The 13,037-nt window shown below is 60.0% G+C and carries 15 protein-coding genes; 7 read left to right on the forward strand and 8 right to left on the reverse strand.

The genetic code is table 11. The features are described 5' to 3' along the window. Nucleotides 1-84 precede the first annotated feature (84 nt). The gene (gene tyrS, locus HB675_RS24265) at nucleotides 85-1,284 is read right to left on the reverse strand and encodes a tyrosine--tRNA ligase (protein WP_213881700.1); all 1,200 of its coding nucleotides are present in this window, start codon (nucleotides 1,282-1,284) and stop codon (nucleotides 85-87) included. A 215-nt stretch (nucleotides 1,285-1,499) separates the two neighbouring features. Between tyrS and HB675_RS24270 the strand changes: the two genes are divergently transcribed. Both HB675_RS24270 and HB675_RS24275 read left to right on the forward strand, forming a co-directional pair. After that, complete coding sequence (locus tag HB675_RS24270; protein WP_213881701.1) at nucleotides 1,500-2,909, forward strand: peptidoglycan DD-metalloendopeptidase family protein; 1,410 nt, start codon at nucleotides 1,500-1,502, stop codon at nucleotides 2,907-2,909. A gap of 3 nt (nucleotides 2,910-2,912) precedes the next feature. Then, nucleotides 2,913-4,004: an anhydro-N-acetylmuramic acid kinase gene (locus HB675_RS24275; RefSeq protein WP_213881702.1), complete on the forward strand. Its 1,092-nt coding sequence runs from the start codon at nucleotides 2,913-2,915 to the stop codon at nucleotides 4,002-4,004. Nucleotides 4,005-4,067: 63 nt separating this feature from the next. Here HB675_RS24275 and erpA read toward each other — a convergent pair whose 3' ends face one another. Further along, a complete protein-coding gene (gene erpA / locus HB675_RS24280) occupies nucleotides 4,068-4,418 on the reverse strand; it encodes an iron-sulfur cluster insertion protein ErpA (RefSeq protein ID WP_213881703.1) in 351 nt (116 codons plus the stop codon). A 187-nt stretch (nucleotides 4,419-4,605) separates the two neighbouring features. On the opposite strand from erpA, the gene hemJ reads away from it, so the two are divergent. The 4 genes from hemJ to coq7 all read left to right on the forward strand — a co-directional run bounded on the left by hemJ (nucleotide 4,606) and on the right by coq7 (nucleotide 6,962). Further along, a complete protein-coding gene (hemJ, locus tag HB675_RS24285; RefSeq protein ID WP_213881704.1) occupies nucleotides 4,606-5,031 on the forward strand; it encodes a protoporphyrinogen oxidase HemJ in 426 nt (141 codons plus the stop codon). Between the two features lie 69 nt (nucleotides 5,032-5,100). Continuing rightward, nucleotides 5,101-5,880: an SDR family oxidoreductase gene (locus HB675_RS24290; protein ID WP_213881705.1), complete on the forward strand. Its 780-nt coding sequence runs from the start codon at nucleotides 5,101-5,103 to the stop codon at nucleotides 5,878-5,880. A gap of 50 nt (nucleotides 5,881-5,930) precedes the next feature. Beyond that, nucleotides 5,931-6,269, forward strand: a complete 339-nt coding sequence (locus HB675_RS24295) for an HIT domain-containing protein (RefSeq protein ID WP_213881706.1) — start codon at nucleotides 5,931-5,933, stop codon at nucleotides 6,267-6,269. 45 nt (nucleotides 6,270-6,314) lie between these two features. Continuing rightward, the gene (gene coq7, locus HB675_RS24300) at nucleotides 6,315-6,962 is read left to right on the forward strand and encodes a 2-polyprenyl-3-methyl-6-methoxy-1,4-benzoquinone monooxygenase (RefSeq protein ID WP_213881707.1); all 648 of its coding nucleotides are present in this window, start codon (nucleotides 6,315-6,317) and stop codon (nucleotides 6,960-6,962) included. A 99-nt stretch (nucleotides 6,963-7,061) separates the two neighbouring features. Here the strand turns inward: coq7 and HB675_RS24305 are convergent, their stop codons facing one another. Beyond that, nucleotides 7,062-7,484, reverse strand: coding sequence for an OsmC family protein (locus tag HB675_RS24305; protein WP_213881708.1), 423 nt, complete (start codon nucleotides 7,482-7,484; stop codon nucleotides 7,062-7,064). A gap of 205 nt (nucleotides 7,485-7,689) precedes the next feature. Here HB675_RS24305 and crp point away from each other — a divergent pair, with 205 nt between their 5' ends. Next, nucleotides 7,690-8,328 carry a cAMP-activated global transcriptional regulator CRP gene (crp, locus tag HB675_RS24310; protein ID WP_213881709.1) on the forward strand — a complete coding sequence of 213 codons (639 nt, stop codon included), beginning with the start codon at nucleotides 7,690-7,692 and terminating at the stop codon, nucleotides 8,326-8,328. Here crp and HB675_RS24315 read toward each other — a convergent pair. From HB675_RS24315 to trpE, 5 genes are read right to left on the reverse strand one after another with little or no spacing between them, the layout of a single operon-like run. Further along, nucleotides 8,325-9,011, reverse strand: a complete 687-nt coding sequence (locus HB675_RS24315) for a lipoate--protein ligase family protein (RefSeq protein WP_345945797.1) — start codon at nucleotides 9,009-9,011, stop codon at nucleotides 8,325-8,327. The two genes, crp and HB675_RS24315, sit on opposite strands and share 4 nt — an antisense overlap. A gap of 5 nt (nucleotides 9,012-9,016) precedes the next feature. Further along, on the reverse strand, nucleotides 9,017-9,862 hold the full coding sequence (gene trpC / locus HB675_RS24320) for an indole-3-glycerol phosphate synthase TrpC (RefSeq protein WP_213881710.1): 846 nt from the start codon (nucleotides 9,860-9,862) through the stop codon (nucleotides 9,017-9,019). Continuing rightward, the gene (trpD, locus tag HB675_RS24325) at nucleotides 9,859-10,908 is read right to left on the reverse strand and encodes an anthranilate phosphoribosyltransferase (RefSeq protein ID WP_213881711.1); all 1,050 of its coding nucleotides are present in this window, start codon (nucleotides 10,906-10,908) and stop codon (nucleotides 9,859-9,861) included. The genes trpC and trpD overlap by 4 nt, the downstream gene beginning before the upstream one ends. Before the next feature lie 2 nt (nucleotides 10,909-10,910). Beyond that, complete coding sequence (locus HB675_RS24330; RefSeq protein WP_213881712.1) at nucleotides 10,911-11,516, reverse strand: aminodeoxychorismate/anthranilate synthase component II; 606 nt, start codon at nucleotides 11,514-11,516, stop codon at nucleotides 10,911-10,913. Between the two features lie 11 nt (nucleotides 11,517-11,527). Further along, entirely contained in the window at nucleotides 11,528-13,015 is a 1,488-nt protein-coding gene (trpE, locus tag HB675_RS24335; protein WP_213881713.1) for an anthranilate synthase component I, read from the reverse strand. Nucleotides 13,016-13,037: the final 22 nt, after the last annotated feature.

The following is a 13,037-nucleotide window of genomic DNA, read 5'->3' on the forward strand; positions in this document are numbered from 1 at the left end:
ACAAGAGGTTTTTCGTTTCGTCTGCGCCGGAAGTGGGGCGAATTATAGAGAGATCTGAAGGGGCGTCAAGCCCCCCTTTCAACTTTATTCGGGTTTAAGGGTGATACGGGCAAAAGCCTTCTTCCCAGCCTGGCAGACGTGGGTCTTGCCCAGCGCGAAGACAAACCCGCGATCAGCCGCTTCACCATCTATACGCACGCTACCCGCCGCCAGCAGGTCGCGTGCCGCGGCCGAGTTCTTCACCAGCCCCGCCTTGTTAAGGACGGCAGCAATGGGCATCGCCTCGGACGCAGTGATCACGACCTCAGGTAGATCATCCGGCAATTCACCATCCTTCATGCGGTTGCCAGCACCACGGTGCGCGTTGGCTGCCGCTTCTTCACCGTGAAACCGCGCCACGATCTCTTCGGCCAGCTTGATCTTGATGTCGCGCGGATTGGCGCCAGTGTCTACATCGACCTTGAACTGATTGATCTCATCCATCGAGCGGAAGCTCAGCAGCTCGAAGTAACGCCACATCAATGCATCAGGGATGGACACCAGCTTGCTGTACATCACCCCCGGCGCCTCCTGAATGCCAACGTAGTTGTTCAACGACTTGGACATCTTCTTCACACCGTCCAGCCCCTCGAGCAACGGCATGGTCAGAATGTTCTGCGCCTCCTGCCCATAGGAGCGCTGCAACTCGCGCCCCATCAGCAGGTTGAATTTCTGGTCAGTACCGCCCAGCTCGACATCCGCCTTCAAAGCCACAGAGTCGTAGCCCTGAACCAGCGGGTACAGAAACTCATGAATGGCAATGGGCTGGTTCGAGCTATAGCGCTTATCGAAGTCGTCGCGCTCCAGCATCCGCGCCACGGTGTACTGGGACGCCAGGCGAATGAAGTCGGCGGGACTGAATTGATCCATCCAGGTGGAGTTGAACGCCACCTCGGTCTTGGCCGGGTCAAGGATCTTGAACACCTGAGCCTTGTAGGTCTCGGCATTCGACAATACTTGCTCGCGAGTGAGCGGCGGGCGCGTCGCACTCTTGCCGCTGGGGTCGCCGATCATCCCGGTGAAATCACCAATCAGGAAGACCACCTGATGACCCAACTCCTGGAACTGGCGTAGCTTGTTGATCAAAACCGTGTGCCCCAGGTGCAGATCGGGAGCCGTTGGATCGAAACCTGCCTTGATGCGCAGGGGCTGCCCACGCTTGAGCTTCTCGACCAACTCGGACTCGACCAACACCTCTTCGGCGCCGCGCTTGATCAGCGCCAGCTGCTCTTCAACCGACTTCATATAAAGGGACCCACAGGCTCAGATTTCAAAGGGGTTCAACCATACAAGATCAACCGTCAAATACAAGGTGTGCCCGCGACCGCGACCCGAGAGGGTCGATGTGACGCCCACACGCTTGCCTAGATGACGATTTGGTTATATTTTATACAGTTATTTCATCTTCATCATGTCATTCATCTTCTCCTTTTCATTTATTCCAAAGCCAAAAATCACCTATGACCACCGAACCGACTAAAGCGCCCCCGCTTTATCCGAAGAGCCATCTATTGGCCGCCAGCGGCATAGCCGCCCTTCTCAGCCTGGCCCTGCTGGTATTTCCGTCCAGCGAAGTGGAAGCCAAACGAACCTCCAACAACCTTGACGTACTGACCCCGGCGGACCGTCTGAAGGAAGAGCAGGACGTCGACACCAGCGAAACACCTTCAAACGCCCCCTCCCCCTTCGCCCAGATCGACAACGGCCAGAGCGAAGCCGAGAACGCTGCCCAGACCGTTGCACCGACAGTCGCTTCCACACCCAAAAGTCCCGGGCACCGCGAGGTCAAAGTGGCCAAGGGCGATACCCTGTCGACCCTTTTCGCCGAAGCCGGTCTGGCCCCTGGTGTCGTTCATGACGTGCTGGCCAGCGACCGTCAGGCCAAGCAGTTCTCGCAACTCAAGAACGGTCAGGTTCTGCAATTCGAACTCAGCGATGCCGGCGATCTGCAAAGCCTGCACAGCACGATCAGCGAGACCGAAACCATCCGCCTCGACAGGACCGCCAAGGGCTTCGCCTTTACCCGCGACGTCGTCAAACCCATTGTGCGTCAGGCCTACGCCCACGGCGTGATCACCACATCACTGTCGCTGGCCGCCCAACGGGCCGGCCTGAGCCACGCCCAGATCATGGACATGACCAGCATCTTCGGCTACGACGTGGATTTCGCCCAGGATATCCACCCTGGCGACGAGTTCGACGCGATCTATGAGCAACGCGTGCTCAATGGCAAGGTCATCGGCACCGGCAGCATCCTCTCGGCGCGCTTTACCACCCGCGGCAAGACCTACACCGCCGTGCGCTACACTAACCACCAAGGCAACACCAGCTACTACAGCGCCGATGGCAACAGCCTGCGCAAGGCCTTCATTCGGACGCCCGTCGATTACGCGCGCATCAGTTCGCGCTTCTCGCTGGAGCGCAAGCACCCGATCCTGAACACGATTCGCGCGCACATGGGTGTGGACTACGCCGCTCCGCGAGGCACGCCGATCAAGGCCACCGGTGATGGCAAGGTGTTCCTCGCCGGCCGCAAGGGCGGCTATGGCAATACCGTCATCATTCAGCACGGCAAGACCTACCGTACGCTCTATGGGCACATGCAGGGATTTGCCAAGGGGATTCACAGCGGCGTGAGCGTCAAGCAGGGCCAGGTCATCGGCTATATCGGTACCACCGGCCTGTCCACCGGACCGCACTTGCACTATGAATTCCAGGTCAATGGCGTTCACGTCGACCCGCTGGGCCAGAAGATCCCGATGGCCGACCCGATCGCCAGGAGCGAAAAAAACCGGTTCCAACAGCAAAGCCAACCCTTGATGGCGCGCATGGAACAGGAAAAATCCACCCTGCTGGCGAGCAAGCGATAAACCATGAGCCTCTATATAGGTGTGATGTCGGGTACCAGCCTGGACGGGCTGGACATTGCCCTGATCGAACAGCAACAACATACACGCTTGCTGGCCACGTATTACGTGCCGATGCCCGCCGAACTGCGCAGCCAATTGCTGGCGCTGTGCAGCAGCGGTGTCGACGAAGTTGCCCGTAGCGCCCTCGCCGAGAATGCCTGGGTCACTTTGGCCGCGCAAGGCATTGCGCATCTGCTCGACGCGCAACGACTCACTGCCCAAGACATCACCGCGATCGGTAGCCATGGCCAGACCATACGCCACGAGCCCGCTCGCGGGTTTACCGTGCAGATCGGCAACCCGGCGCTGCTGGCCGAGCTGACCGGCGTCACTGTGGTCGGTGATTTTCGGCGGCGTGACGTCGCGGCCGGAGGCCAGGGCGCGCCGCTGGTACCCGCTTTCCACGAAGCCCTGTTTACCGAATCAGCCGATGAGCGTGCCGTTCTGAACGTCGGTGGCTTCAGCAACCTGAGCCTCATCACACCCGGTGCCGGGGTCAGCGGATTCGACTGTGGGCCCGGCAATGTGCTACTGGATGCGTGGATCGACCTCAAGCAAGGCGTGGCGTTTGACCGCAACGGTGACTGGGCAGCCAGCGGCCATGTGTCCTCGACGCTCCTGAAAGCACTGATGAGCGATCCTTTTTTTGCCGGCACTGGCCCGAAAAGCACCGGCCGCGAAGTCTTCAACTTGCCGTGGCTCCAGCAGCACCTGGCGCATGCGGGACCGATCAGCAACGAAGATGTGCAGGCGACCCTGCTCGAGCTGACCGCATTGACCATTGTTCAGTCGCTGCAGACCGCCCAGCGCGAGACCCGCCAATTGCTGGTATGCGGCGGCGGCGCGCACAACAAGGCACTGCTTGACCGTTTGGCGACACTGCTGCCTGCCACGCGAGTGGCCAGCACCGCCCTCGTCGGCGTCGATCCTGATTGGGTCGAAGCCATGGCCTTCGCCTGGCTGGCCCACTGCTGCCTCGAAGGCATTGCCGCCAATCGCCCCAGCGTCACGGGTGCAAAAGGCCTGCGAGTGCTGGGCGCGATCTACCCGGCGTGATCGGACACCGCAATGCAAAACGCCGCGCAAGAAGCGCGGCGTTTGCAGGTGAAACAAGCCCGATCAGATCGAAAACGACTGACCGCAACCACAGGTGGTCGAGGCATTCGGGTTATTGATCACAAAGCGTGAACCTTCCAGGCCTTCCTGGTAATCCACCTCGGCACCGGCCAGGTATTGAAAGCTCATCGGGTCGACCACCAGACTGACGCCTTCGCGTTCGACAATAGTGTCATCATCGGCCACGTCCTCATCAAAGGTGAAGCCGTACTGGAAACCCGAGCATCCACCACCGGTGACGAATACCCGCAGCTTGAGGCGGTCATTGCCTTCTTCGTCGACCAGGTTCTTTACCTTGGAAGCAGCCCCTTGGGTGAATTGCAGGGCCGTAGGCGTAAAGGATTCAACAGTCATGCGGATAATCTCCCGGCACATTGCCGTCATATAGCCTGATGACACTCATTATCCTCTTCCCCGACAAAATTGGTCAACTATTGTCCAGCATGACATTTCTCGGTACCGACAAACGCGCCCCCTCAGGGTGACGCTGCCTGCCGCAGCCACTACTATCGCGCTACCGTGAACCTGGGAAATTACTCGAATGCTCTATCTATGGATCAAAGCCCTGCACATCGTCAGTGTCGTCTGCTGGTTTGCCGGGCTGTTCTACCTGCCACGCCTGTTCGTCTACCACGCCTCCAGCAACGACAGCATCAGCCACGAACGCTTTTGCATCATGGAACGCAAGCTCTACCGGGGCATCATGCTGCCCTCGATGATCGCCAGCCTTGCCTTCGGCATCTGGATGATCGTTCTTTCCCCGGGCTGGATGACGCAGGGCTGGTTGCACGCCAAGCTCGCGCTAGTGGTCATTTTGATCGGCTACCACCATATGTGTGGTGCGCAGCTCAAGCGTTTTGCCCGCGGCGAAAATACACGCAGCCACACATTCTATCGTTGGTTCAACGAAGTCCCGGTGCTGATCCTGTTGGCCATCGTGATCCTCGTGGTCGTGAAACCTTTTTAAAGGAACGCCAGCGACCGTGGCACCTCGCAGGCCTGTAAACTAGCCGGCATTGAAGGCACGGAGAGCTGCATGCCGAGTTACGCATTGATCACCGGCGCGTCCAGCGGTCTGGGACTGGCCATGGCCGAGGCACTGGCACGCCGGGGATACCCTTTGTTGCTGGTCGCGCGCCAACGTGACCCATTGGAAAGCATCGCGACCGAACTCACCCAGCGCTTTGGCGTAGAGGTGCTCTTTCGCGCCTGCGATCTGGGCGAACCGCTGCGCCTGTCCGGCTTTTTGCTGGAAATAGAGGAGAGCGACCGGCGCATCGATCTGCTGGTCAATTGTGCGGGCATTCGCAGCTACGGGCACTTCCTGGCGCAGGAATGGGCAGACGAACAGGACTTGATCGAACTCAACATCCTTGCCCTGACCCGGCTGTGTCACGCCATCGGCAACCGCATGGCCGTGCACGGTGGCGGGCAGATTCTGAACGTGGCGTCGATCGCCGGGTTTCAGCCAGGCCCATGGATGGCCAGCTATGCGGCCAGCAAGGCCTACGTGCTGAGTTTCTCCGAAGCCCTGCGCGAGGAACTGCGGCAAACCGGAATCAAGGTCTCGGTCCTTTGTCCGGGCCCTGTCCTGTCACCTCACCGGGTGATCGGCCGCTTGCGAGCCGCCCGTTGCATGAGCCCGGAGGAAGTTGCCCTGTACACCGTGCGCGCCCTCGCCCGCAACCGCGCCATCATCATTCCCGGCAAGCGCAATCGCTGGCTCGCCAGGGCACCTCGTTTGACCAGCCGCTGGCTCACGCGCAAGCTCGCCGGCACGATCAACAAGATGTTCCGACCGCACCAGCCGTTGTAAACCACACGGCCTGATACACTGGACGCGTCTGTAACCCAGGAGAAAACGCAGTGGATACTCTGTTCACCAAGATCATCAATCGGGAAATCCCGGCGAAGATCATCTATGAGGATGACCAGGTCCTGGCCTTCCACGACATCGCGCCGCAAGCGCCGGTACACTTTCTGGTCATCCCGAAAAAGCCGGTGCGCACGCTAAACGACCTGACCGAGGACGACAAGGCGCTGGCCGGTCATCTTCTACTCACTGCCCAACGTCTGGCGCTGGAGTTGGGTTGCGAGGAGGGCTTCCGAGTGGTCATGAACTGTAACGAACTGGGTGGCCAGACCGTCTACCATATCCATATGCATGTGCTGGGGCAGCGCCAGATGAACTGGCCACCGGGCTGAGCCTGTCTCCGCAACCGCATCATGAATCTCATAGTGGAGGTGCCCATGGCCACCGAACGTCATTACTCGCCCATTGACCGGCTGTTGCTGCAGGCCGACACCGCAATGCGCACGCTGCTCCCATTCAGCGGCCAACCCGCGCGACCGTCCCCCGCCATCGTGCAACCCGACAGCCAGATGAGCGAAGAGGACAGCCGTCACGCGGCCGGCTTGATGCGCATCAACCATACGGGCGAAGTCTGTGCTCAGGGCTTGTACCAAGGCCAGGCGCTGACGGCCAAGTTGCCTGAGGTGCGCAAGGCCATGGAACACGCCGCAGAAGAAGAGGTGGATCACTTGGCCTGGTGTGATCAACGGATCCGCCAGCTTGGCAGCCACACCAGCATTCTCAACCCGCTGTTCTATGGCATGTCATTCGGCATCGGCGCTGCGGCCGGGCTGATCAGCGACAAGATCAGCCTGGGGTTCGTGGCAGCCACCGAGGATCAGGTGTGCAAGCATCTGGATGAGCATCTGGTGACCCTGCCGTCCGGGGATGAAAAATCCCGGGCGATTCTCGAGCAGATGCGCACGGATGAGCAGCAGCATGCGGAGTCTGCACTGGACGCCGGGGGCTATCGCTTTCCGGCGCCAATCAAGTTCGGCATGAGTTTATTGGCCAAGCTCATGACCAAAAGTACTTATCGGGTTTGATTGGCGGCACTTCAACCTACGCGCGCCGGCCCCTGCATGACCGAGCATGCTCGGGAACCTTTTTCCCAAGCACGCTCGGTCATGCAGGGGCCCTGCTGATCAGCCCAGCTCGACAATTTCGTAATCGTGAGTGATTTCCACTCCTGCAGCGCCCAGCATGATCGAAGCCGAGCAGTATTTCTCGGCTGACAGCTCGATGGCACGCTTGACCTGCGCCTCTTTCAAGCCCCGCCCCTTGACCACGAAATGCAGGTGGATCTTGGTAAACACCTTCGGGTCTTCATTGGCCCGTTCAGCTTCCAGAAAAGCTTCGCAGCTCTCGATCGGCTGGCGAGCCTTCTTCAAGATGCTGACCACGTCATAGTTGCTGCACCCTCCCAGGCCGATCAGCACCATTTCCATGGGCCGTACGCCCAGGTTGCGACCACCGCTTTCCGGCGGGCCATCCATCACCACCACATGGCCACTGCCCGACTCGCCGAGAAACATCGACTCACCGGCCCACTGAATACGCGCTTTCATTACCGGGACTCCCGTTGATAAAAATGGCGGCCAGCTTAGCACAGGCTATTCAACAGGCCGATCCATCCCCCCCTATCACAATGGCCTCAAGTCGTGCGATGAGTGGCCGTTAAATAAAGAGATACAGTTCACACCCTCTGGTAAGCTTCGCCAAACCCATGACGTCAATATGATGTCATTCACTGCTTTCCCCGGAATTCAGAGCATGGTCGCGCCCCGCCCCAAAATTAAGAACATCGACCGACTTCTGGTGCATTGCCAGCGGCGCAGTTTTCGCGCGAAGACCAATATCATTTGCGCCGGCGAGCATTCGCAGACGGTGTCTTTCATTTTGAAAGGGTCCGTCACCATTCTCATCGAGGATGAAGATGGCCGCGAAATGATCATCGCTTACCTCAACCCTGGCGACTTCATTGGCGAAATGGGCCTGTTTGAACCTGTGGGTGACGACCATGAGCGCAGTGCCTGGGTACGCGCCAGAACCGAATGCGAAGTGGCAGAGATCAGTTACAGCAAATTTCGCGAGTTAGCCGATCAAGAGCCCGAAATTCTCTATGCCCTCGGCAGCCAAATGGCCAAGCGCCTGCGTGATACCACCCGCAAGGTGGGCGATCTGGCATTTTTCGATGTGACCGGACGGGTTGCTCGCTGCCTGCTGGAGTTGTGCAAGCAGCCAGACGCGATGACCCATCCTGATGGCATGCAGATCAAGATCACGCGCCAGGAAATCGGCCGTATCGTCGGGTGTTCGCGGGAGATGGTCGGCAGGGTGTTGAAAGATCTGGAGGAGCGCAGCCTCGTGCACGTCAAAGGCAAGACCATGGTGGTGTTCGGTACGCGCTAAACCTGGGAGAGAATCCGCGTAAAAGCCGCTGTCAGCTTTTCCAGCAAAGGTCCCCCTGGAAACACCTCATGCAAGGCAATGTGGCTTGCCGCGCGGCAACGCTGCTCCAGTGCACAGCGTTCATTGAACAGATTGACCGCGTCCACCATCGACTCGCGCTCGTTATCCAACAGAGCAGCACCATGAACCAGCACCACCGGCCGGGCTCCGTTCAAGCCTTGCCGCCAACGCTGCGCGGTGCCCACCCATTTACGCCCATTCAAATTGACGTTGTAGCGCCCGTCACAGAAAGCCCCGTCAATTTCTCCCAGCGACGCCTCGCCGCCCCAACCCTGCAACACATCGCACAATGGTTGGCACAGGCGCTGATACGCCGTTTCGATACGATTCAGATCCCCTTCGGCCTTGGGCGCCACGTACACCAGGGCGATATTGAGCGTGGCCGGCGACTGGGGTACCGGCTCACCGCCAGTTTCTCTAAGCAACACCGGCCAGCCCGAGGCCTGGACGGCGTTGCAGGCAGGTTCGAATTCGGCCAGGCGGCTCATACGCCGGGGCATGACCAAAGCCCGATCAAGCGGCTGCCAGAACAATAAACCACTGGCCAGGTGCCCGGCGCAGACATCCGCCAGCAGCGCTTGCTCGGCCTGAAGGCCGGCCTCGACAGTGAGCCGCTGCAACACGCTGATCAGTCCAGCCCCGGCACGATGTTCTGCGGCACTCGCTCCGGGAAGAACAACCGTTGCAATTCGGCTCCCGGGCTTTCGGCGCGCATAAAGGCCTCGCCCACCAGAAAAGAATACACCTCACTGATTTCCATCAGTTCGACGTCGGCCCGGTTGAGGATGCCGCTTTCAGTGATCACCAACTTGTCCCGCGGAATCCGCGGCAACAAATCCAGTGTGTTTTCCAGGCTGACTTCGAAGGTATGCAAATTGCGGTTGTTGACACCCAGCAGCGGGCTGTCCAGCAACTTCAAGGCACGGTCCAGTTCGAGACCGTCGTGGACTTCCACCAGCACATCAAGCCCGACGCTTTTCGCAGCAGCAGCCAGTTCGCTCAGGTGGCCATCGTCCAGTGCGGCGACGATCAGCAGAATGCAGTCTGCACCCAGCACCCGTGACTCGACGATCTGATAGGGGTCGATCATGAAATCCTTGCGGATCACCGGCAACTTGCACGCCTCGCGCGCCTGCTGCAGATAGAGATCGGCGCCCTGGAAATAATCCACGTCGGTGAGCACGGACAGGCAAGTCGCTCCGCCCTTCTCGTAGCTGCGTGCGATGTCCGCAGGAACAAAATGCTCACGGATCACGCCTTTGCTGGGCGAAGCCTTCTTGACCTCGGCGATCACGGCGGGCTGTTTGCGCGCCGCTTGTGCAATCAATGCCTGAGCGAAACCCCGTGGCGCGGAAGCGCCAGCCAGCCTTGCCTGCAAGTCGGCCAGCGTTACTTGCCCTTTGCGCTCGACCACTTCCTCAGCCTTGCGCGCCAGGATGTTCTCCAGCACGGTCGGTACCTTGAACGCTGTCATTGCTCGTTCTCCAACTTGAATACCGCAGTAAAGGCACCCAGCTCGTCGAGCTTTTCCCGGGCCAGGCCCGTGTGCAGAGCGTCGTGGGCCAACGCCACGCCCTCTTTCAGGCTGCTGGCGAGATCGGCGGCATACAACGCGGCCCCAGCGTTGAGGATAATCATTTCCGCCGCTTTCTGACCATTTTCGGTCTTGCGACGGCCCAGGGCGTCGCGAATCAGCTCGAGCGAAGCGGCTGGACCGTCCACGGCCAGGCCATGCAACGTCTGGCTCTTGATGCCCAGATCTTCGGGCTCGACCCAATACTCGCTGATTTCACCCTGCTTCAGCTCCGCCACGAACGTCGGCGCGGCCAGGCTGAACTCATCCAGGCCGTCCTTGGAATGAACCACCAGCACATGTTTGCTGCCCAGGCGCTGCAACACTTCAGCCAAGGGTCGGCAAAGTGCCTGATTGAAAACACCAACGACCTGATGCTTGACCCCGGCCGGATTGGTCAACGGGCCAAGCATATTGAACAGCGTGCGCAAGCCCAAATCCCGACGGGGGATGGCGGCAAAGCGCATGGCGCTATGGTGCTGCTGGGCAAACATGAAGCCGATGCCGACGCTGTCGATGCAGCGAGCCACTTGAACCGGCGTCAGGTTGAGAAATACGCCCGCCGCTTCGAGCAAGTCGGCACTGCCGCTTTTGCCCGAGACCGCGCGGTTGCCGTGCTTGGCCACCGTACCGCCAGCGGCGGCAATGACGAAGGACGAGGCGGTGGAAACGTTGAAAATGTTCGCGCCGTCACCGCCGGTGCCCACGATGTCCACGACGTGATCGAGGGTCTTGAGCTCGACCTGGCTGGCCAGTTCACGCATCACCGAAACGGCACCGACGATTTCGTCGATGGTTTCGCTTTTCATGCGCATGCCCATCATGAATGCACCGATCTGCGCCTCCGTGCATTGGCCCGTCATGATCTGGCGCATGACATCGCGCATTTCGTCGGTGGTCAGGTCCAGTTGTTCGGCGATACGCGCCAGCGCTTGCTTGATGTCCATGATCAGCCCTTGTTCGAGCGGCTGCCGCCGGTCTGCTTGAGAAAGTTGGCGAACAGTTCATGGCCCTGCTCGCTCAGGATCGACTCGGGGTGAAACTGCACCCCTTCGATGTTCAGCGTCTTGTGCCGCAGGCCCATGATCTCGTCCACCGAGCCGTCTTCCAGCTCGGTCCACGCGGTGGCTTCGAGGCAGGCGGGCAAGGTGTCGCGCTTGACCACCAGCGAGTGATAACGGGTCACGGTCAGCGGATGATTCAAGCCCTCGAACACCCCTTGATCCTGATGGGTCACCGGACTGGTCTTGCCATGCATGACCTGCCTCGCACGGACCACATCACCACCGAACGCCTGGCCGATGGATTGATGCCCGAGGCAGACGCCGAGAATCGGCAGCTTGCCGGCGAAGTGCTTGATGACTTCAAGGGATACGCCGGCCTCGGACGGGGTGCACGGGCCGGGGGATACGACGATGCGTTCCGGCGCCAGCGCTTCTATTTCTGCCAGGGTCAGCTCGTCATTGCGAATGACTTTGACATCGGCACCGAGCTCGCCCAGGTATTGCACGACGTTGTAGGTAAAGGAGTCGTAATTGTCGATCATGAGCAACATGGTGGTGGGCCTCAGGCGTCGAAGTCGGAAGTTTGTTGGGCCAGCGCTACGGCACGGAACATCGCGCGGCGCTTGTTCAGGGTTTCTTCCCACTCCGCTGCAGGCACCGAATCGGCGACGATGCCGCCGCCGGCCTGCACATGCAGCTCGCCATCCTTGATCACCGCCGTGCGAATGGCGATGGCGGTGTCCATGTTGCCGTTCCAGGCCAGGTAACCCACCGCGCCGCCATAGACGCCACGCTTGACCGGTTCCAGTTCATCGATGATTTCCATGGCGCGGATCTTCGGCGCGCCAGACAGGGTGCCCGCCGGCAGGATCGCCCGCAGCGCGTCCATGGCCGTGAGGCCTTCCTTCAGATGTCCGGTGACGTTTGACACGATGTGCATCACATTCGAATAACGCTCGATGACCATTTTCTCGGTCAGGCGCACTGAACCGATCTCGGACACCCGCCCGGTATCGTTGCGGCCCAGGTCGATCAGCATCAAATGCTCGGCAATTTCCTTCTCGTCCGACAGCAGGTCCACTTCCAGAGCGTGGTCCGCCTCTTCGGTGGCACCGCGCGGGCGGGTGCCGGCGATAGGGCGCACGGTAATCAGGTTGTCTTCGACCCGGACCAGCACTTCCGGCGAGCTGCCCACCACGTGGAAATCGCCGAAATTGAAAAAGTACATATAGGGCGTCGGGTTGAAGCAACGCAGGGCGCGGTACAGATCGATGGGTGCCGACTCGAAGTCGATGGTCATCCGTTGCGACGGTACGACTTGCATGCAGTCGCCCGCGAGGATGTATTCCTTGATGGTATCGACAGCCCGCTCATAGTCGTTCTGGGTAAAGCTGGAGCGGAACACGGGCTCGGCGGCAGCGGGACGATCCAGGTCAAGCCCGCGACGCGGGGTAATGGGCTGACGCAGCTTGTCCATCAAGGCATCGAGTTGCGCCTGGCCGAGGTCGTAGGCTTCGGCGTCTGCAGGATCCGCCAGGACGATGGCGTGCATCTTGCCGGCGAGGTTGTCGAACACCACCACCGCATCGGATACCATCAGCAGGATATCGGGGACGCCCAGCGGGTCCGGATTCGGCGACTGGCCCAGGCGCTTCTCGACATAGCGCACACAGTCATAACCGAAATACCCCACCAGGCCACCATTGAAGCGCGGCAGGCCCGGGATGGTTGGCACGTTGTAACGCGCCTTGAAGGCTTCGACGAAGGCCAGCGGGTCTTCGACGTCGTGGCTTTCGACTTCGACGCCGTCGCAGGTGATGCTCACGTGATAGTCGTGCACCCGCAATACGGTGCGGCATGGCAGGCCGATGATCGAATAACGGCCCCACTTTTCACCGCCCTGCACCGACTCCAGCAGATAGGAGTTGGGCTCGTCGGCCAGTTTCAGGTAGATCGACAACGGCGTGTCGAAGTCAGCCAGGGTTTCGCGGGCAAGGGGGACACGGTTATAGCCGGCAGCGGCCAAACGCAGGAATTCTTCGCGGATCATGATCAGCCTCGTGGCATGAGGG

The organism is Pseudomonas sp. dw_358, assembly GCF_018449655.1.
In the GTDB taxonomy this organism is placed as follows: Bacteria; Pseudomonadota; Gammaproteobacteria; order Pseudomonadales; family Pseudomonadaceae; genus Aquipseudomonas.